The organism is Streptomyces sp. B5E4, from assembly GCF_039871555.1.
Lineage (GTDB): Bacteria > Actinomycetota > Actinomycetes > Streptomycetales > Streptomycetaceae > Streptomyces.
Window position 1 is genome coordinate 38,871 of record NZ_JBDPMI010000002.1, and the last position, 19,310, is coordinate 58,180.

At 72.9% G+C, this 19,310-nt stretch carries 19 protein-coding genes and 2 pseudogenes; 10 read left to right on the plus strand and 11 right to left on the minus strand.

Annotated elements, in window-relative coordinates; genetic code table 11:
- Positions 1-101: 101 nt before the first annotated feature.
- Both ABGA99_RS02785 and ABGA99_RS02790 read right to left on the minus strand, forming a co-directional pair.
- Positions 102-701, minus strand: coding sequence for a TetR/AcrR family transcriptional regulator (locus ABGA99_RS02785; RefSeq protein ID WP_347576799.1), 600 nt, complete (start codon positions 699-701; stop codon positions 102-104).
- 98 nt (positions 702-799) lie between these two features.
- Positions 800-1,789, minus strand: a complete 990-nt coding sequence (locus ABGA99_RS02790) for a DUF3048 domain-containing protein (protein ID WP_347582095.1) — start codon at positions 1,787-1,789, stop codon at positions 800-802.
- Between the two features lie 283 nt (positions 1,790-2,072).
- Between ABGA99_RS02790 and ABGA99_RS02795 the strand changes: the two genes are divergently transcribed.
- Positions 2,073-2,261, plus strand: a complete 189-nt coding sequence (locus ABGA99_RS02795) for a hypothetical protein (RefSeq protein ID WP_347576801.1) — start codon at positions 2,073-2,075, stop codon at positions 2,259-2,261.
- A 37-nt stretch (positions 2,262-2,298) separates the two neighbouring features.
- Here ABGA99_RS02795 and ABGA99_RS02800 read toward each other — a convergent pair whose 3' ends face one another.
- From ABGA99_RS02800 to ABGA99_RS02815, 4 genes are all read right to left on the minus strand, one after another.
- Positions 2,299-3,711, minus strand: a complete 1,413-nt coding sequence (locus tag ABGA99_RS02800; RefSeq protein ID WP_347576802.1) for an NAD(P)(+) transhydrogenase (Re/Si-specific) subunit beta — start codon at positions 3,709-3,711, stop codon at positions 2,299-2,301.
- Positions 3,708-4,025, minus strand: coding sequence for an NAD(P) transhydrogenase subunit alpha (locus tag ABGA99_RS02805; RefSeq protein ID WP_347576803.1), 318 nt, complete (start codon positions 4,023-4,025; stop codon positions 3,708-3,710). The genes ABGA99_RS02800 and ABGA99_RS02805 overlap by 4 nt, the downstream gene beginning before the upstream one ends.
- Complete coding sequence (locus tag ABGA99_RS02810; protein ID WP_347576804.1) at positions 4,022-5,179, minus strand: NAD(P) transhydrogenase subunit alpha; 1,158 nt, start codon at positions 5,177-5,179, stop codon at positions 4,022-4,024. Before ABGA99_RS02810 ends, ABGA99_RS02805 begins: the two co-directional genes overlap by 4 nt.
- Before the next feature lie 138 nt (positions 5,180-5,317).
- The gene (locus ABGA99_RS02815; RefSeq protein WP_347576805.1) at positions 5,318-5,815 is read right to left on the minus strand and encodes a MerR family transcriptional regulator; all 498 of its coding nucleotides are present in this window, start codon (positions 5,813-5,815) and stop codon (positions 5,318-5,320) included.
- Positions 5,816-5,862: 47 nt separating this feature from the next.
- Between ABGA99_RS02815 and ABGA99_RS02820 the strand changes: the two are divergent.
- Both ABGA99_RS02820 and ABGA99_RS02825 read left to right on the plus strand, forming a co-directional pair.
- A pseudogene (locus tag ABGA99_RS02820) lies at positions 5,863-6,009 on the plus strand (FAD-binding protein); the annotation flags it as partial.
- 114 nt (positions 6,010-6,123) lie between these two features.
- Positions 6,124-6,516: a VOC family protein gene (locus ABGA99_RS02825; RefSeq protein WP_347576806.1), complete on the plus strand. Its 393-nt coding sequence runs from the start codon at positions 6,124-6,126 to the stop codon at positions 6,514-6,516.
- A gap of 34 nt (positions 6,517-6,550) precedes the next feature.
- On the opposite strand, the gene ABGA99_RS02830 is transcribed toward ABGA99_RS02825, so the two are convergent.
- Complete coding sequence (locus ABGA99_RS02830; RefSeq protein WP_347576807.1) at positions 6,551-7,231, minus strand: helix-turn-helix domain-containing protein; 681 nt, start codon at positions 7,229-7,231, stop codon at positions 6,551-6,553.
- 28 nt (positions 7,232-7,259) lie between these two features.
- On the opposite strand from ABGA99_RS02830, the gene ABGA99_RS02835 reads away from it, so the two are divergent.
- Entirely contained in the window at positions 7,260-8,129 is an 870-nt protein-coding gene (locus ABGA99_RS02835; RefSeq protein WP_347576808.1) for a DNA-formamidopyrimidine glycosylase family protein, read from the plus strand.
- 20 nt (positions 8,130-8,149) lie between these two features.
- Here the strand turns inward: ABGA99_RS02835 and ABGA99_RS02840 are convergent, their stop codons facing one another.
- Together ABGA99_RS02840 and ABGA99_RS02845 are read right to left on the minus strand one after the other, a co-directional pair.
- Positions 8,150-8,371, minus strand: coding sequence for a dodecin (locus ABGA99_RS02840; RefSeq protein ID WP_347576809.1), 222 nt, complete (start codon positions 8,369-8,371; stop codon positions 8,150-8,152).
- Positions 8,372-8,435: 64 nt separating this feature from the next.
- Positions 8,436-8,882: a universal stress protein gene (locus ABGA99_RS02845; protein WP_347577028.1), complete on the minus strand. Its 447-nt coding sequence runs from the start codon at positions 8,880-8,882 to the stop codon at positions 8,436-8,438.
- Between the two features lie 192 nt (positions 8,883-9,074).
- Here ABGA99_RS02845 and ABGA99_RS02850 point away from each other — a divergent pair, with 192 nt between their 5' ends.
- Entirely contained in the window at positions 9,075-10,622 is a 1,548-nt protein-coding gene (locus ABGA99_RS02850) for an MFS transporter (protein ID WP_347582096.1), read from the plus strand.
- Positions 10,623-10,641: 19 nt separating this feature from the next.
- Here ABGA99_RS02850 and ABGA99_RS02855 read toward each other — a convergent pair.
- A pseudogene (locus tag ABGA99_RS02855) lies at positions 10,642-10,830 on the minus strand (IS5/IS1182 family transposase); the annotation flags it as partial.
- Between the two features lie 500 nt (positions 10,831-11,330).
- Here ABGA99_RS02855 and ABGA99_RS02860 point away from each other — a divergent pair.
- Positions 11,331-11,456 (plus strand): hypothetical protein, encoded by a 126-nt coding sequence (locus tag ABGA99_RS02860; RefSeq protein WP_347582097.1) that lies wholly within the window; start codon positions 11,331-11,333, stop codon positions 11,454-11,456.
- A gap of 244 nt (positions 11,457-11,700) precedes the next feature.
- Positions 11,701-12,633, plus strand: a complete 933-nt coding sequence (locus ABGA99_RS02865; RefSeq protein WP_347577029.1) for an NADP-dependent oxidoreductase — start codon at positions 11,701-11,703, stop codon at positions 12,631-12,633.
- Positions 12,634-12,742: 109 nt separating this feature from the next.
- Here ABGA99_RS02865 and ABGA99_RS02870 read toward each other — a convergent pair whose 3' ends face one another.
- Complete coding sequence (locus ABGA99_RS02870; RefSeq protein WP_023536348.1) at positions 12,743-13,135, minus strand: helix-turn-helix domain-containing protein; 393 nt, start codon at positions 13,133-13,135, stop codon at positions 12,743-12,745.
- A 119-nt stretch (positions 13,136-13,254) separates the two neighbouring features.
- Between ABGA99_RS02870 and ABGA99_RS02875 the strand changes: the two genes are divergently transcribed.
- The 3 genes from ABGA99_RS02875 to ABGA99_RS02885 are packed head-to-tail and all read left to right on the plus strand — an operon-like array spanning position 13,255 to position 19,165.
- Positions 13,255-15,495, plus strand: a complete 2,241-nt coding sequence (locus ABGA99_RS02875) for an LLM class flavin-dependent oxidoreductase (RefSeq protein WP_347576811.1) — start codon at positions 13,255-13,257, stop codon at positions 15,493-15,495.
- Positions 15,492-16,394 (plus strand): LLM class flavin-dependent oxidoreductase, encoded by a 903-nt coding sequence (locus tag ABGA99_RS02880; RefSeq protein WP_347576812.1) that lies wholly within the window; start codon positions 15,492-15,494, stop codon positions 16,392-16,394. Before ABGA99_RS02875 ends, ABGA99_RS02880 begins: the two co-directional genes overlap by 4 nt.
- Positions 16,394-19,165 (plus strand): AAA family ATPase, encoded by a 2,772-nt coding sequence (locus tag ABGA99_RS02885; RefSeq protein ID WP_347576813.1) that lies wholly within the window; start codon positions 16,394-16,396, stop codon positions 19,163-19,165. Before ABGA99_RS02880 ends, ABGA99_RS02885 begins: the two co-directional genes overlap by 1 nt.
- Positions 19,166-19,310 lie beyond the last annotated feature (145 nt).

Consider the following 19,310-nt stretch of genomic DNA (forward strand, 5'->3'; position numbering starts at 1 on the left):
GTATCTCCTGATCTCGACTGTGGGTTGTGTTGAACCAGCCCGACGACGAGAGCGGCGTGCGCCAGGTGGAGCCGTGTTCTGTTGTGTAGGCGAACGACAGGTCAGTTCATATGCAGAGCGGGGAGAATCACTGCGTCGACATAACGGACAAGATAGTCGCTGGTGACCGGCGCGTTCTCGATGAGGGGCCGGGCCAGCATGGCTCCCAGCATCATGTGCGGGACGAACTCCGCGGCGGGGATTCCCGCGGTCAGCTCGCCGCGCGCGATGGCGCGATCGATCAGCTCGTGGAAGGCGGCCAGCTCCGGCTCGATCAAGAGCTGTCGCATGGCCTGCTGCAGTTCCTCGTTCGACTGCTGGGCGAAGGCGACCGCGCGCAGGAGGGCCGAGTCCTTCTCCGCGCTTTGGCACACCCCGTCGGCGAACTGCACCAGGTCTCCGCGCAGCGTGCCGGTGTCGATCCCGGCCGTCCTCACCGGCTTGCTGTGCCGGAGCGCCGTGGCGACCAAGTGCGGCTTGGAGTGCCACTGGCGGTAGAGGGTGGCCTTGCTCGACCGCGTACGAGCCGCGACCGCGTCCATGGTGAGGGCCTCGTAGCCGACTTCGCGCAGATGGTCGAGCACGGCCTCGAACAGCTCGTGCTCGCGCTCGGCGCTCAGCCGGCTGCGGCGCCCGGTGGTACTGGTGTCCTGCACGACCATCGGGCCCCCTCCCCAGTCAGCGGAACGAAACGGTTTCGTACTCAAAAAATGATAGCGGCTGTCAGAACCCGTTCACGCCAATAAGGGTGTGGTTTGCGTCACTCCGTGAAGACGACCCAGACCGGGCCGCGCGCGAAGCGCAGCCGCTCGCCGTCCGCGTCGGTGAACTCCGTGCCGTCGCCCGCCGATCCGCGCTCCCATCGCGCCTGATGCGACCTGCCGCCGCGCAGCACCTCCGCCTTCCCCGCGCCGACCGTCTCGGTGAAGGGGGAGACGTTGCCCGAGCGGTCGCCGAAGTCGGAGTCGCGGATCTTCACGTGCTGGACGACGACGGTCGCCGCCGACAGCCGCCCGCCCGCCGCGGTGGCGGCCGGGGTGCCGTCGAAGGAGATCAGCCAGCGCTTCTCGCCCGCGTCCCAGGTGAAGCCGAAGCTCGCGGCCGGGTAGCGCACGGTGCGCTCGGCGGTGGCCTCGCCACCCTTCGGCGCCGGGCCGAAGCGGAAGCCGATGTCGCGCGGCCGGTCCGCGTCGGGCGCCGCGGCCAGCGCCTGCTCCGGCCGTACGAAGAGGTTGTGCGGTACGGGCTTCGCGGGGTCGCGTACGTACGCGTCGCCCGCCTTGTCCGGCCCCACGGGGAACAGGGGCGCCTCGTCGATGACCGGGAGGAGCTTGGACTGCGCCCCGGAGAAGGCGAGCGCGGGCCTGCCGAACTGCTCCAGCAGTTCGACGTCGGACTCGCGGGCGCTGCGCACCGGGCCGGCCCGCTCCGGCCGGTGCGAGGAGTAGACCGCCAGCAGCCGGCTGAGGCCGGTTTCCACCCGTTCGACGTAGACGATGTCCGCGCGCTCCAGGCCCGCCTGCGGGCGGGCGGGCTCGGCGTTGTCGATCTTCACGCCCAGGACCGGCCCGCCGCGTCCCGCCAGTCCGGTGAACGGCGAGCCGCTGCCCAGGCCCTCCTCGGGTTTCCCGGGTTTCTGCGCCTCCTCCCTGGTGCACCCGCCCGCGAGCAGCAGCAGCGGCAGCAGAAGGAGGACGGCGGGCAGGGCAGCGGGCCCGCGCAGGAGACGGGGTATGCGGCTGGCGCCCATGGCGTCCCTTCCCGGGTTGAATGACCGTTTTATATGAATGTGGCCTGATTCTAGAATCGATCCGCGCGACCGGATAACGCCGGGCGTCCCCGGCTTCGAGTCGTTACCCTGTGGAAACGGACATCCCCGCCCGCGGGGAAGGGCCGACACCCTCGGACCGTCCGCGAGCCCAGCCGGCGCCACCGCGTCCGAACTGCCCACCCGAACAGCCCGGGGTGTCCGCCGCCGACACCCGACGCCCACGCAGGGGCTGACCAGTTCACATGACCCGGAGGAGTGCACCTTGACCACCGAAGCCGTACCGGAACGGGAAACCCGGCCCGCCCCCCGGCCGCACCCGCGCCCGCGAGCGGACGGGGAGTCCCTGACCAGCCTGGACGTGTGGGCGCGCTCGGCCCCCATCCGGCTCGCCGGATACGAGGACGACCCGGCCGACACCGCCGAGCTGCACATCCTGCGCGGCATCGACTGATCCGGCCGGGTCCCCGGCGCCCCTGCTCCCGGGCGCGCTAGCCGACGAACGTGCGGACCGCCGTCTTCAGATCGGCGAGCCCCTTCTTGGCGTCGGTGAAGAACATCCCGGTGTTCTCCGCGGTGTACAGCTCGTTGTCGATGCCCGCGTACCCGTGGCCCATCGACCGCTTGATCACCACCACGCTCTTGGCCCGGTCCACGTCCAGGATCGGCATGCCCGAGATCGCGTTGCCCGGCCGCCGCGCGGCCGGGTTGGTGACGTCGTTGGCGCCGATCACCAGCGCCACGTCCGCCTGCGGGAACTCGGGGTTCGCCTCCTCCATCTCCTTGAGCTGCGGATACGGCACGTTGGCCTCGGCCAGCAGCACGTTCATGTGCCCCGGCATCCGGCCGGCCACCGGGTGGATCGCGTACGTGACCTCCACGCCGTGCTCCTCCAGCAGATCGGCGAGGTCGCCGAGCTCGTGCTGCGCCTGCGCGGCCGCCAGGCCGTACCCCGGCACGATGACGACCTTGCCGGCGTACGCGAGCTGGATCGCCACGTCGTCGACGGAGACCGGGCGCACCTGGACGTCCCCGTCCGTGCCCACGGCCGCCGCCTCGTCGCCGGTGCCGAAGCCGCCGACGATGATGGCCGGAATCGAGCGGTTCATGGCGTCCGCCATCAGCTTGGTGAGGATCGTGCCCGAGGCGCCGACGAGCGCGCCCGCGATGATCAGCGCCGGCTCGTTCAGCACGAAGCCGGCCATGCCGACCGCCGTGCCGGTGAAGGCGTTGAGCAGCGAGATGACCACCGGCATGTCCGCGCCGCCGATGGGCAGCACCATCGTGACGCCGAACACCAGCCCCGCGAGGGTCAGCAGCGTCAGGGCCGCGACGCTGCCCGGGTCCACCACCAGCCAGACGCCCGCCCCGGCGAAGACCACGGCGAGCCCGGCGTTCAGCGCGCGGGTGCCCGGCAGGACGATCGGCCTGCCCGGGATCAGGCCCTGCAGCTTCCCGGCGGCGATCAGCGAGCCGGAGAAGGTGATGGCGCCGATGAGGATGTCGATGCCGCCCGGCACGGTGGTGCGCGCGCCCAGGTCTTCCGGGTGCGCGTGCTGGAGCACCTCGACGATGGCCAGCAGCGCGGCGGCGCCGCCGCCGACCGCGTTGAACAGGCTCACCAACTGCGGCATCGCGGTCATCTCGACGGTACGGGCCAGATACAGCCCGGCGCCGGAGCCGACGATGGTCGCGGAGAGCAGCACCAGCCAGCCGGTGGCGGTGATGTCGCCGCGCTCCGCCAGCAGCACCGCGGTCGCCGCGATCGCCACCGCCATGGCGCCGGCCGAGAGGGTGTTGCCGCGGCGGGCGGTGGCGGGGGAGTTCATCAGCCGCAGGCCGAGCACGAAGCACGCGGCGGCGGCCAGCAGGACGTACCGTACGGCGGTCTCCAGATCGCTCACTTCGCCGCACCTCCCTTGGCGCCGCCCGGCGTCGGCCGGGCGCGGAACATGTGGAGCATCCGGTCCGTGACGACGTACCCGCCGACGACGTTCATCGCGCCGAACGCGACGGCGACGAACGCCAGCGCGTACTCCAGCGGCTCGCTGGCCAGGGACGTCACCAGCATCGCGCCGATCAGCACGATCCCGTGGATCGAGTTGGCGCCGGACATCAGCGGCGTGTGCAGCGTCGCCGGCACCTTGCTGATCACTTCGAAGCCGACCAGCACGCTGAGTACGAAGATCGTGACGGCGGTGAGCAGATCGAGGTTCACCGGTTCCCTCCGTTCTGCGGGGCGACCGCGGCGCTGACGACCTCGCCGCCGTGCGCGACGACCACGCCGGCCTGGATGTCGTCGTCGAGGTCGATGTGCACCGCCTCGTCGGCCACCAGATGCGCCAGCAGCGCGCTGACGTTGCGGGCGTACGCGGTGGAGGCGGCCGTCGCCATCACGGAGGGCAGGTTGCCCGCGCCGATCAGCGTCACGCCGCCGGCGAGCACCGCGGTCTTGTCCGGCTCGGACAGCTCCACGTTGCCGCCGAGTTCGCTGGCGGCCATGTCCACCACCACCGAGCCGGGGCGCATCTGCTCCAGGGCCTCGGCCGTGACCATCAGCGGCGGCTTGCGGCCCGGCACCCGGGCGGTGGTGATCACCACGTCGAAGCGGGGCACCGCCGCCGTCAGCGCGGCGAGCTGCGCCCGCTGCTCCTCGTCGGTGAGCACACGCGCGTAGCCGCCCTCGCCCGCCGCCGAGGCCACGCCCTCCAGCTCCAGGAACTTCGCGCCCAGCGACTCGATCTCGCCCTGGGCCGCGGGCCGGACGTCGTACGCGGTGACGATCGCGCCGAGCCGGCGCGCGGTGGCGATGGCCTGCAGCCCGGCGACACCCGCGCCGAGCACGAGAACGGCGGCGGGCTTCGAGGTGCCCGCCGCCGTCGTCAGCATCGGAAAGTACCGGTCGTAGTTGTCGGCGGCGAGCAGCACCGCCTTGTATCCCGCGACGTTGGCCTGGGAGGTCAAGGCGTCCATCGTCTGGGCCCGGCTGAGCGTACGGGGCAGCAGGTCGAGGCTGACGACGGTCACCCCCCGGGCGGCCAGCTCGCCGATCAGGGGGGCCTGGCGGAGCGGGTCGAGCAGGCCGATGAGCGTCTGCCCGGAGCGCAGGGCGGCGGCGGTCTCACGGTCGGGTGGCGCGACGCAGAGCAGGACGTCGGCGCGGCGGATCAGCTCGTCCACGCCGACGACCTCGGCCTCCGCGGCCGTGTAGTCGGCGTCGGTGAACCAGGCGCTCGCGCCCGCGCCGGTCTCGACGAGGACGTCGACACCCGACCGGCGCACACGGGTGACGACTTCGGGGGTGAGGGCGACGCGGCGCTCGTCCGGCGCGCGCTCCCTCAGGACCCCCGCGGTGACGGCTTGGGCTCCCATGCTTCTCGCTCCCTCTTGGGCGACTTGCGGGCGACCTCAGGGTGCTGCCCTCGGTCCGCGGTGGGGACACCTCGGGCAGTGGTGGTGCGGTGTGCGGTGGGTGGTGCGGCGGGCGGTGGTGGTGCCGGGACGGGCACGCTATCGGATAACCGTTCCGTTCGGACCGCCCCGGACGTGCGGTTCCTGCGGGCCTGGACCGGCGGACGGGCCGGTGCCGACCGGGAGGTGAGCCAGGCTCTCGCCGGCCGCGAGCCGGCGGACGAGGTCCTGGAAAGTGGGGCAGCGGGTGAAGTCGTGCGCCTCGCACTCCAGCGCGTGGTCGATCATCGCCTTCGACCGCTCGATCTCCCGCATCCGCTCCTGCAGCTCCTCCCGGTGCCGTGCCAGCAGCGCGTGCCGGTCGCCGGGGCCCTGCGCGGCGAACAGCTCGCGCAGTTGCTCCAGGCTGAGCCCGCCGCGCTTGCCGCCGATGATCATGGCGACCCGGGAGACGTGGTCGGAGGTGTAGCGCCGGCGGCCGTTCACGCGTTCCGCCGGGGTGAGCAGGCCCATGGCCTCCCAGTGCCGCAGCACGTGGGCGGCGAGGCCGAAGCGCCCGGCCAGCTCGCCGATGGTCATGGACTCGCTCGACTTCATGTTGACATTAACTTGCAGAGTGGGCGTGGAGTCAAGGGAGGACACCCATGGACGACGTGATCACCGTGGGCAGCGGGCCCGCCGGGCCGGCCGCCGCCCTCACCCTGGGCCGCTCGCGCCGCAGCACCGTCGTGCTCGACGCCGGCGAGGGCCGCAACGCCCCCGCCCCCGCCGTGGGCAACTTCCTCACCCGCGGCTACGGGCTGCCGTACCCCTTCCCGGAGGTGGCCGCGGCTGCTGCGCCGGCCGGGTGAGCGCGTCCGATTCGTTCAAGACGCGCCCGCCCGCACCTTCCTAGGGTCGGAGCCATGACCGCACGATTCGACGCCATCGGAATGGTGACCGCCGACATGGCCGCCACCCTCGCCTTCTACCGCCTGCTCGGCCTGGACATCCCCGCCGACGCCGACGGACAGCCGCACGTCGAGGCGTCGCTGCCCGGCGGGCTGCGGCTGATGTGGGACGCGGAGGAGGCGATCAAGTCCTTCGCGCCCGACTTCGAGCCGCCGACCGGGGAGGGGCGCATCGGCCTGGCCTTCCGCTGCGACGGACCCGCCGACGTCGACGCGACGTACGCGATGCTCACCGAGGCGGGGTACAAGGGCGCCATGGCGCCCTGGGACGCGGCGTGGGACCAGCGCTATGCGCAGGTGCACGACCCGGACGGCAACGGCGTGGACCTCTTCGCCCCGCTCGGCTGACGGCCCGTGCCGAGAAGAGCGCGGCCGGGGCTCGCTACAGCAGCGCCGTCAGCGGCACCCCGGCCAGCGCTCGCATCTCGCGTGCCAGGTGCGCCTGGTCCGCGTACCCCGCCAGCGCCGCCGCCCCGGCCGGCGGCGTGCCCGCCCGGGCCAGCGCCAGCGCGCGGTTCATCCGCAGCACCCGGGCCAGCGTCTTCGGCCCGTACCCGAACGCCGCCAGGCTGCGCCGGTGCAACTGCCGCTCGCCGAGCCCCACCGCCCCCGCGACCTCGGCCACCGGCCGGCCCGCCGCCAGCGCCGCGACGACCGCCGGGACGTACGGCTCCGGCGGCTCCGCGTCCGCCAGGCGCGCCCGCGCCAGCGCCTCCAGCGCCGCACCCGGGTCCGCCGCCCCGGCGACCTGCTCCGCCGCGATCCGGGCCTGCCGCTCGCCCCACAGATCCGCCAGCGGCACCCGCAGGTTCCGCAGCTCGTGCGCGGGCGCGCCCAGCACCGCCGGGCCCTGCCCCGGGGCGAAGCGCAGCCCGGTGTACGTGTCGCCCGCGACGCCGGTGCCGACGTGCGCCCGGGTGTCGGGGCCGGCGACGAGCAGCCCGCCGGGCGCCAGGATCAGGTCGGTGCCGCCGTCCGGAAGCACCCGGTACGGGCCCGGGCTGACGTCCCGGCGGCGCCAGACGACCGCGCCGCCGAGCAGCGCCGGCCTCTCCTCGTACATCACTCCAGGATGCCGCAGACTGGAAGACATGCCCGAGCTTCCCGAAGTCGAAGCACTCAGCGGATTCCTGACCGAGCACCTGGTGGGGCGCTACGTCGCGCGGGTGCAGCCGGTCGCGATCAGCGTGCTCAAGACGTACGACCCGCCGCTGACCGCGCTGGAGGGCGCCGAGGTCACGGCCGTCGGGCGGCACGGCAAGTTCCTGGACCTCACGGTCGCCGACGAGCTGCACCTGGTGATCCATCTGGCCCGGGCCGGCTGGCTGCAGTGGAAGGACAAGCTGCCGGCCGCGCCGCCGCGCCCCGGCAAGGGGCCGCTGGCGCTGCGGGTGCGGCTGGCCGAGCCGGAGGGTGCGGGCTTCGACCTCACCGAGGCGGGCACGCAGAAGCGCCTCGCGGTGTACTGCGTACGGGACCCGCAGGACGTGCCCGGCGTCGCCCGGCTGGGGCCCGACCCGCTGGACGCGGCGTTCACGGCGGAGGCGTTCGCCGGGCTGCTGGCCGGCGAGCGGCGGCAGATCAAGGGCGTGCTGCGCGACCAGTCGACGATCGCGGGCATCGGCAACGCGTACTCCGACGAGATCCTGCACGTCGCCAGGCTCTCCCCGTACAAGCTCGCCGCGAACCTCACCGACGAGGAGACCGCCGTGCTCTACGCGGCGATCGGTGACACCCTGCGCGGCGCCGTCGAGCGCTCCCGCGGGGTGGCAGCGGGGCGGCTGAAGGCGGAGAAGAAGGGCGGGCTGCGGGTGCACGGGCGGGCCGGGGAGAAGTGCCCGGTCTGCGGCGACACCATCCGCGAGGTGTCGTTCGCCGACTCGGCGCTGCAGTACTGCCCCACCTGCCAGACCGGCGGCAAGCCGCTGGCCGACCGGCGGATGTCCCGGCTGCTGAAGTGACCGCGCCCGGGGGAGGGCTTTCAGGAGCCGTCCGGTTCCTCCAGCCGGAAGCCCAGCTTCAGGCACACCTGCCAGTGCGCCACGACACCGTCCTCCAGTTGTCCGCGCACCTGCGTGACCTCGAACCAGTCGAGGTGGCGCAGCGTCTGTGCGGCGCGCGCGACGCCGTTGCGGACGGCGTCGTCGACGCCGACGGGGGAGGAGCCGACGATCTCGGTCATGCGGTACGTGTGCTGGGTCATGAACCCACCGTGCCGCACACCAGCCGGGGGCGCGACACGGGCGATCCGCGTCCGGCCGCGGGGGCTACGGCACCACCGTCACCGGCCATCGGCCCGCCTTGACCAGCCGTACCGCCACCGAGCCGACGAGCCGGTGTCCCGCCTGCTCGGACGCACCGACGATCACCGCGTCCGCCTTGAGGTCCTGCGCCGCCTGCACCAGCCCGCCGTACGCGTCGCCGTGCAGGGTGTGGAACTCCCAGCGCACCTCGAACAGCCCGCGCAGCTGCTCCACCGCCCGCCGGATCTCCGCCACCAGCTCCTCGGCCACCTCCGCCGTCGTGCCCGCCACCGGCGCGCCGAGCGCCGCCGCGGCGGCCAGGGTCGGCTGCACGTACACCACCGCGAGCAGCGAGCCCTGCCGCCGGGCCAGCCCGGCGGCGTAGGCGGCGGCGCGCCAGGAGGTGTCGGAGCCGTCGACGCCGACGAGGATCACCTTGGGGCCGTCCGTGCCGCGCTCGAAACCGGACACGCCCTCGGGCCGGTCGGCTGGGCGTTCCCCGGTCGCGTCCCCCGGCCCGTCCGCCGACCTGCTCTCCGACCTGTCTTCGAGGTTGCCCTCGGCACCGGCTTCGCTCACAACCCGGACGGTACCCGACGCGCCGCATCACCGGCGCCGCCCGGTGCGGTGCGCGCGGCCGGGCGGTGCGGTTGACTGCGGGGCATGACGCAATCCCACCCGCCCGCCGGCGCACCCGCGGATCTACGGCTCGCGCAGCCGGCCGGGCGCTGGCTGCTGACCGCGGTGGTGATCGGCTCCGGCATCACCTTCCTCGACGCCACCGTCGTCAACGTCGCCCTGCCCACCATCGGCGACGACCTCGGCGCCTCCCTCGGCGGTCTGCAGTGGACCGTCAACGGCTACACCCTCACCCTCGCCGCGCTCATCCTCCTCGGCGGCGCCCTCGGCGACCGCTACGGCCGCCGCCGGCTCTTCGTCTTCGGCACCGTGTGGTTCGCGGTCGCCTCGCTGCTGTGCGCGCTGGCGCCGAACGTCGGCATCCTCATCGCCGCCCGCACCCTCCAGGGCATCGGCGGCGCCCTGCTGACCCCCGGCTCCCTCGCCCTCATCCAGGCGTCCTTCGCCCCCGAGGACCGGGCCCGCGCCATCGGCGTCTGGTCCGGCCTCGCCGGCATCGCCGGCGCCCTCGGCCCGCTGCTCGGCGGCTGGCTGGTGGAGGCGGCGAGCTGGCGGTGGGTGTTCGCCATCAACGTGCCGCTGGCCGCCGTCGTCGTGGCCGTCGCCGCCCGGCACGTCCCCGAGAGCCGCGACGAGACGGCCGCCGGACGCTTCGACTGGACCGGCGCCGCCCTCGGCGCGCTGGGCCTGGCGGGCGTGACGTACGCCCTGATCGCCGCCCCGGAGAAGGGCGTCTCCCCGCTGCTGCTGGCCGCGACCAGCGCCGTGGGGGTGGCCGCACTGGCGGCGTTCGTGGTCGTCCAGCGGCACGGCAGCCACCCGATGCTGCCCACCGGGATCTTCGGCTCCCGCCAGTTCACCGCGGCGAACCTGGTCACGTTCGTCGTCTACGCCGCCCTCGGCGGCGTGACCTTCTTCCTCGTGCTGGACCTGCAGATCTCCGCCGGCTACTCGCCGATCGCCGCGGGCTCCGCGCTGCTGCCCGTGACGCTCATCATGCTGGCGCTCTCGGAGCGGTCCGGGAAGCTGTCGGAGCGCATCGGGCCGCGCATCCCGATGACGGTCGGCCCGGCGATCTGCGCCGGCGGGCTGCTGCTGATGCTGCGCATCGGCGGTCCTGGCGCCGACGTGTCGTACGTACGGGACGTGCTGCCCGGCGTCGTGCTCTTCGGCTTCGGCCTGGCGACGACGGTCGCTCCGCTCACCGCCACCGTCCTCGGCGCGGTCGAGGACAGGCACTCCGGCATCGCCTCCGGCGTCAACAACGCGGTGGCCCGCGCCGCCGGGCTGCTCGCCGTCGCCGCGCTGCCGCTGGCCGCCGGGCTCTCCGGCGACGACTACCGCAACCCCGGGGCGTTCGGGGACGGCTTCCGCATCGCCCTGCTCATCTGCGCCGGGCTGCTCGCCGGCGGGGCGGTGCTGTCCTGGCTGACGATCAGCTCGGCGAGGGAGCCCGCGGCGGCGGCGCCGGAGCTGCCGTGCCACGTGCACTGCGCGGTGGCGGGCCCGCCGCTGCAGTCGCTGGTCGAGGAGCCGGCCGTCGACGACCCCGAGGAGCCGGAACGGCCTTAGGGCCTGTGGGGAGTCGCGATCAAGGTGTCGGTTGGAGGCTGTGACGCCAGATGACGGTGCCGCGGAGGTGGAGGGCGGCGAGGTAGCTGTCCGGCGTCTTGTCGTACCGGGCGGCGATCCCGCGCCACGCTTTGAGCTTGTCGATCAGGCGTTCGACGGTGTTGCGGTCCTTGTACAGGTCCGCATCGTGGGTGACCGGCCGTCCGCCGCGCCGTCCAGGGTCCAGTGGCCGGGACGAGCAAGCCATCGGACATGCCGACCCCTCGGGTGCCGGCCCGACCCGCTCGCGGGAACCTCGGCCAGTTCGAGCGGTGGATGCGCCGCCGTTCCGGCTTCGGTGGAGCAGTGGCCTACCTGGTGATCCTTGTAGACGTCATTCGTCCTACAACGTCACACACTGGCACGCGGGGCTCTCCCGGCTCACCGGAACCACCGCGGGCACCAGGCCCTGGCGCACGCCAGCCTCGACATGACCGCCGAGACCCTTACCAACTGACTGTCCGACCTGGGGTGCGACGTCCGCCGCAGCTACCGTGACCTCATCCATACCGCCTACGAGAACGTGGCAGTCGTCCCCGCCGTCCCGATCCCCGTCCACATCAGAAAGGGCCAGTATGCGATCAGCGGCTACGTCACCACCGGTACCGACCGGCGCGAGCGCGGGAAACCCCGTGCCGCGCCCCTGCGCGTCGAAGGAGGCAGGGGTGATTGGGAAGCGATCGACACCTCTGGATGACCGGCGAGCTCACCGACGCCGAGTTTGAGGACCACTTCATCGACGACGTCATCGTGCAGGACATCCGGAGGGGCGCCGCTTCGCCGGCGCGGCAGTGACAGAGCAGGAACACCGGCACCTGGTCTACCCCGAGGGCTTCGCTACGTGCGCACCGTGTGCCAGTCCAGGTCGGGCTCCCCGGCCACGGAAGGGCGGCTCCGGCCGGTGCGGGTCAGGGCGTGCACGTCCTCACAACAGCCTTCCGGCATGGTGCCTGACACGGGTGATCGGTCCCGTTGGACCGAAGGAATCGAGCACCTCGCGCAACTGTTGTTCTCCCGTATGAGCGAAACGATTGCAGTAGTGGCAGGCGCATATGGCGGCCCTGAGGTCCTGTCGGTGATCGATGTCGCCGTACCGGAGCCGAGGTCGAACGAGGTACGGATCAAGGTCCGCGCGGCCGGCGTCAATCCCTTCGACTACAAGTCGTACAGCGGTGCCTTCGGTGTCGATCCGGAGAGACTGCCGGTGCGGCTCGGTGTCGAGGCGGCGGGCGTGGTGACAGCGGTCGGTGCCGACGCGATCGGCCCCGCGGGTCCGATCGCGGTGGGTGACGAAGTGATCACCTACTCGGCGCCGGGTGCCTACGCCGCCGACATCGTGGTGCCGGCCTCGTCCGTGGTGCCGAAGCCTGTCGCCCTGTCCTGGGAGCAGGCCGGCGGGCTGCTGGCCGCCGGGGTCACCGCCGTACACACGCTTGAGGCGATCGGCTTGGGCAAGGGCGAGACGGTGCTGATCCACGGTGCCGCGGGGGGCGTCGGTCTCGTGGCCGTGCAGCTCGCGGTGGCACGCGGCGCGACGGTTGTGGCCACGGCGAGCCGGGGCAAGCACGACCTCCTGCGAGAGCTGGGAGCGATCCCGGTCGTCTACGGGCCGGGACTGGCGGACAGGGTGCGCGCGGTGGCGCCGGAGGGCGTGCACGCGGCTGCCGATCTCGTGGGCACCGAGGAGGCGGTGGACGTCTCTGTGGAGCTGGTGCCGGACCGCTTGCGTATCGCCACCATCGCGGGCCACGAGCGCGGGGTTCGCGTGGGAATCAAGCTCCTGGGTGGTGTGCCGGGCGCGGATCCCGGCACCGAGATCCGGGAAGCCGCCCGCCTGCAGCTCACGGAAGCCGCGACTGCAGGCCGCCTGCGCATCGTGATCGCGGACAGCTACCCTCTGCGCGAGGCCGCCACTGCCCACCGCGAGATCATGGCCGGCCACACCACGGGAAAGATCGTCCTGGTCCCGTAACCCGTTCCTGTCCCCGCACCGCTGAAGCCACACCGCGAGCGGCCGCCCGCGCAATCACCGGTCCCGGTACGCAACGGATCGGGTGCGTGGGCGGCATGCGACCGGCTCGTCAGGTGTCCATGTCCTCGTTCTTGGCACTCCATTCGATCAGCGGATGCAGGACACGCATCAGGCTGGCGCCTTGTTCGGTGGGCCGGTACGTGATCTGGACCGGCGTCGTCGGTACCACGAGCCGCTCAATGAGTCGGTGGCCCTCGAGCTCACGCAGACGCTGGGACAGAAGGTGGTTCGAGATTCCGGGGATCCGCGCTCGGTAGTCGACGAATCGGCGCGCGCCCCGCATCGCCGCCAGAAGCACCGCGGCGCTCCACTTCTTGCCCACGATCTCGACCGAGCGTTGAAAACTGCGGCACACGTCGTCGTCGATGTGTTCGTAGCCCGCTTCCGGGCGGCTCTGGCCCGCGGTGGCGGAGGAATCATCGGGCTGTCGAGGACCGGTCATACGGTCACGATACTGGAGCGTGTCACTTTTGATGACCTGGTCATGTCCCGTTTGTTTCCTGTGATCATCGGCGTGCAGCCTTGGTCCATGAACGCACACTCGGCCTGTCACCACGCGCGATGAACTACGGGCATGCGCTGAGGTTCGGGCTGCACCTGCCCTCTGACGCCGACTGCGGTCCCGGCCGGTTGGTCGCAGTGGCGGGCCTGGCCGAGCAGTGGGGACTGGACTTGCTGGTCGTCCCGGCCGGAACCGCCGGCGACGATCTCGAACCGTCGACTGTGGCGTCCTGGATCGCCGCGGCGACGGTCTCTCTCGGACTGGTGCTGGAGGCACGCCCCGCCACCCTCCATCCGGCGATGCTCGCACGAGCCGTCGCAAGCCTGGATCGGCTCACCGAAGGCAGGGTCGAACTGGCTTTCCGAGCGGGCCCGCCAACCGCCGCGTCCGGGACAGCCGATTCGGTCGCGGCACTGGGTGAAGCGATCGCCGTCGTTCGCGAGCTCTGGAATGTCCTCGACCGTGGCCTTGGCCGGTTCACCGGCCGCTTCTACCGTCTCGCGGGAGCTGAGAAGGCCGCGCCCGCGCACGACGTGCCGATCTCCGTGGACGGCCAGGGCCAAGACCTGCTCCGGCTGGTCGGGCTGCGGGCTGACGAGTGGTCGACGGGGTGCGACGCCGTCACGTTGACGCAGGGCAACCGCGCAGTCGACGAGGCGGCGCGAGGGGCAGGCCGCGATCCCCGCGAGATCCGCAGACGGGTCACGATCCGCGGTGGCTTCGGCGAGCGGACAGGCAGGTTCACCGGGACCGCCGCGGACTGGGTGAACGACCTGCTGCCACTCGTCGTCGAGCACGGGGTGGGCACCATCGTGCTGGACACGGTGGAGCGAGACGTCGCGGCAGGCTTCGCGAGCGAGGTCGCCCCGGCCCTGCGGGCGGCCGTGGACGCGGTGCTTCCGCGCGGATGGTCGGGCGCGCGGGTCCGGCGGTCCGCCGTGCGCGCCAGGCGCCGGCCGGGGATCGACTACGAGGGCGCTCCGCCGGAGATGGCCGAGGTCGTCGAGCCCGGTGATCCGGCCTACGCCCGGCTGCGGTCCGGGTACCTGCGCGGCGGTGCGCCCGGCATCATCCTGCGGGCGGCGACGAACGAGCAGGTGACCCAGGCGCTCGCGTTCGCCCGCCGGCATCCCGGCGTGGCCCTGTCTCGGCGCAGCGCCGGACACGGGGTCTCCGGCCGCTCCACCAATGACGGCGGGATCGTCATCGACGTGTCACTGATGAATGCGATCGAGGTGCTCGACAGGAAGACACGCCGGGTGCGCATCGGCCCGGGTGCGCGCTGGGCCGAGGTGGCGGCCGCACTGGAGCCCTACGGCTGGGCGCTGAGTTCGGGCGACTACGGGGGTGTCGGGGTGGGCGGCCTGGCCACGGCGGGGGGCATCGGGTACCTCGCGCGCGGGCACGGACTGACCATCGACCGCCTGCGGGCCGTGGAGATGGTGCTCGCGGACGGCTCCGTCGTGCGGGCGGACGATTCGGAGAACCCCGATCTCTTCTGGGCAGTGCGAGGGGCGGGCGCGAACTTCGGGATCGTCACTGCCTTCGAGTTCGAGGCCGACGACGTGGGCGCGGTCGCCTTCGCCCGGCTCACCCAGGACGCGAGCGACCTCGAGCGCTACCTCGTCGAGTGGGGCCGGGCGGTCGAGGACTCACCGCGGGACCTCACCAGCTTCGTCATCGTGCCGCCCCCGCGCGGCGGGCGACCAGCGCTCGCGGTGAGCCGCACCATGGTCGACTCCTCGGACCCGGAGACCGTGCGGGCCCGGCTGGAGCCACTGGCCGCGATCTCCGCGATGTACGACCAGGACATCGTCATCACGTCCTACGCGGCCGTGATGGACAACGCGAGCGATGACCCACCGGTCTCCCACGGTGAACCGGTCTCACGCAGCGGTCTGCTCCGGCACGTGACCCCGCAGTTCGCCGCGGCGGCGGCTCGCGTGATCCGCAGCGGTGCGATCGGATGGTTCCAGCTCCGCTCGGTCGGCGGCGCCGTCGCCGATGTTCCCGCGGACGCCACGGCCTACGCCCACCGCGACGCGAACTTCTCGCTCGTGGTGATGGGCGGTGCCGACGAGGTGGTCGACCGGGCCTGGGCCCGGCTGAGCCCCTTCCTCGACGGCCTCTACATCAGCTTCGAGTCCAGCCTCCGGGCCGAGCGGATCGCCGCGGCCTGGCCCCCACGGACCCTCTCGCGTCTGCGTGAGCTGAAGAGCGTCTACGACCCCGAGGGCGTGTTCAGCGACAACTTCGCCCTCACGCCCGCCGCGAACCACCCCGGAGGAAGCACCCCATGAGCGACTACGGCCACGAACTGTGGTTCGGCAGCTTCATCACCCCCACCGCCCGCCCGCCTCAGGCGCCGGTCGAGCTGGCCCTGACCTCCGAGAGGGCCGGCCTCGACCTGGTCAGCTTCCAGGACCACCCCTACCAGTCGGCGTTCCAGGACACCTGGACCCTGATGTCGTACGTCGCCGCACGCACCGAACGGATCCGGATCAGCGGCAACGTGCTGAGCCTTCCGCTGCGGCCCCCCGCCGTACTGGCCCGCGCCGCCGCGAGCCTGGACCGGCTGACCGGTGGGCGAGTCGAACTGGGCATCGGCGCGGGCGCGTTCTGGGACGGCATCGTCGCGATGGGAGGCCGCCGGCTCGAACCGGCCCAGGCCGTGCGGGCGGTGGAGGAGGCCGTGGACGTGATCCGGGGGCTGTGGGCCACCGACGAGACCGGTCCCCTCGGTGTCACGGGGGAGTTCTACACCGTGAACGGCGCCAAGCGCGGGCCGGCGCCCGCCCATCGCATCCCGATCCGCATCGGTGCCTACAAGCCGCGCATGCTCCGGTTGACGGGCAAGATCGCCGACGGTTGGCTGCCCTCCCTGGGATTCCTGCCCGAGGGCCCGGCATCGCTGCGCGCGATGAACCAACAGATCGACGAGGCCGCCTCCGCCGCCGGTCGGGAGCCCGCGGCGGTCAGCCGCCTGCTCAACCTGAGCGGCCGATTCACGTCCGGCGCCGGCGGCGGCCTGCTGCAGGGGACTCCCGGCGACTGGGCCGAACAGATCGCCGACCTCGCCCTGCAGTACGGCGTATCGGGGTTCATCCTCGCCTCGGACGAGCCTGCCGACCTGAACCTCTTCGGTCACGAGGTCGCGCCGCGCGCCCGCGAACTCGTCCAGTCCGAACGCGTGACGTGATGCGGTGGGCGCGTGGCGGGCCCGGTGACGGAGCTGCGACAGCGGCAGCGCCGACGGAGCTGTTCGGACGCCGCGAGGAGACCGCGGTTCTCGACGGGCTGCTTACGCAGGCCCGCGGCGGGAGCGGTGGCGCGCTCGTGGTGTGGGGCGAGCCGGGTATCGGCAAGTCAGCTCTGCTTCGCCACGTGCACGGCCAGGCCGCGGACTTCGTCCGGCTGGGCCACTCGGCCACCCGGCCCGAGTCGGACCTGGCTTTCGCGGGGCTGCACGGGCTGCTGCGACCGCTGGCCGATCGTGTCGAGCTGCTGGCGACGGCCCAGGCCGCCGCTGTGCGTACCGCGCTCGGGCTGAGCGGTGAGCCGACGGACCGCCTGGTGGTCGGGGCGGCCGTGCTGTCGCTGCTCTGCGGACTCGCCGAGCGGCAGCCCGTGCTCGTCGTGGTGGACGACGGGCAGTGGCTCGACGAGGCCACCGCGCTGTGCCTGGGGTTCGTCGCTCGACGCGTGGGAGCGCATCCCGTCGTCGTCGTGCTCGCCGATCACAGCGATCCGGCCGCCCGGCCCTGGGAAGGCGTGGCCGACGTGCGGGTCGACGGCCTGAGCGACGAGAGCGCGCGGCAGCTTGTGGCGGCCGTGGCGCCGCTCACCGACAAGGCGACGACGCGGAACATGGTCCGGGAGGCCGGGGGCAACCCCTTGGCGCTGCACGAACTGGCCGCGCTCGGGGGCGACATCGACGACGCCGAGCATCGCCGGAAGCGAGGACGACCGCCCGTCGGGCCGCGCCTGCAGCGGGCTTTCCGTGCCGGGATCGAGGCCCTGAGCCCTCCGGCGCAGTTGCTGACCGTGCTCGCGGCGGCCGAGGAGCACGGCGACCGGCTCACGGTGCAGCGGGCCGGCCGTGCGTCGGGTGCCGGTGACGCCGTCTGGGAGGAAGTGACCAACGCGGGCCTGCTCCACGTGGCGGGCAACCGCGTCGGTTTCCGGCACCCTGTCGTGAGCAGAGCCGTCTACGAGGGCTGCGGTGCCGCGACGAGGCGCCGGGCTCACCGCGCCCTGGCCGCCACGATGCCGGACGAGGCGGAGGAGCGCGCATGGCATCTCGCCGCCCTGGCCCACGGACGCGATGAGGACGTCGCGCGGCTCCTCGAACGGACCGCCGCCCGCTCCCGGCTCCGCGGGGCCACGAACACGGCGGCACGGGCGTGGTGGCGGGCCGCCGAACTGTCGGCCGCACCGATCGACGGCTCACAACGCCTTGCCGAGGCGGCCCGGGCTTCCTGGGACGCCGGGTGGGGAGCCACGGCGGAGCGCCTGCTCGATGACGCGGAACGGCTTGCCCCCGGTGCTCACGTCGCCCGGCGGAGCCGGGGACTGCGGGGGATCATGGAGTTCGCCCGGGGCATGCCCGAGATGGCGCACCACTTCCTGATCACCGACATGAAGCGCGTCCCGGAACCGGGAACGGCGCTGGAACTGGGCACGCTGGCCATGCGCGCCGCCTGGTCCGTCGGACGCGGCGACCTGCGGGACAGAGCGCTGGAACTGCTGCGCGAAGACGACGTCGCGGGCCGGACCGGATTGCCCGGCACGCTTGCCTGGTGGAGCGACGACGTGTCTGCCGACGCGGCGCCGGCGGACACCCCCGACCTCGGTGATGCCGCCGCGCGGGCCCGTACGACCATCCTGCCGTTGCTGCCGCCGACACCCCTCGCCCTGGCCTGGGGGATCGACAAGCCGATGGCGGATGCGCTGCGCCGCCGGCTACCGCACCTGCGGCGGCGCAGCGAGCGCGCTCGGCTCGCCGCCGCCCTGGCCCAGACCGCGATGCTCGACAACGCTGCCGGCCGCTGGCCGCAAGCGGAGTCCTCGGCCGCGGAGGGACTGCGGCTGGCCCAGGACCTCGGTGCCGACCACATCGCCTCCCACTGCCGCACCAGCCTGGGCTGGCTCGCCGCGGCGCGTGGTGACGAACGCGCCGTCGCGGAGGCCACCGCCAGGACTCTGGAGACGTCACTCCCGCAGGGCGTCCGCGCGCTGAGCGCCGCCGCGTACTGGAACCGCGGCATGGCCTCGCTGTTTCGCGAGCGTCCCGAGGAAGCACTGGACATCCTGGTGCGCCTGACCGAGCCGGGCCATGGCGCGGAACACCCGACCTTCGCGCTCCTGGCCGCTCTCGACACGGCCGAGGCGGCCGTGCGCGTCGGCAGAAGCGACCTCGCGGACGAACGGGTACGGGTGCTCGAAGCCTGGGCGCGGCGCACGGGAGCGCCGTGGGCCCGCTGTGCCGCGCACGTCACGCGCGGGCTCCTCGGCGGCGCCCGGGCCGAGGGTGCCTTCCGGGCCGCACTCGACGTGCCGGGTGCCCGATCCCACCCGCTGCTCTACGCGCGCGCTCAGTTGTCCTACGGCGAGTGGTTGCGACGGGGCCGCCGGCGGACCGATGCGCGCGTCCGGATCGGCGCCGCCTTGGAGGCGTTCGACCGGCTCGGTGCCGAGCCGCTGCGCCAACGCGCGCAGCGCGAGCAGGACCTCACCGGAGCGCCGGGACGCCGGGGAAGCTCGGACACCAGGGCGATGAACCGGCTCACCGCCCAGGAACAGCGAGTCGCCCAACTGGCCGCCGAACAGCTGACGAATCGCGAGATCGGCGTACAGCTGCGGATCAGCCACCGCACCGTGGGCCACCACCTCGGGAACGTGTTCGCCAAGCTCGGCATCAACACCCGAACCGAGCTGAGCCACCTCCACGCCGGTTGCGAGCCGACGTGAGCGCAGGTAGGCCGCGGCGGAGCGGGCACACGACACCGCCGGCGGAAACGACGGATTGCCCGCCCGATTCGCTCACCGGCCCTGATTTGTAGCGTCGCTGACGTTGTCCCGCGGACCCGCGGCGAAACGCCGTGCGACGCATGAC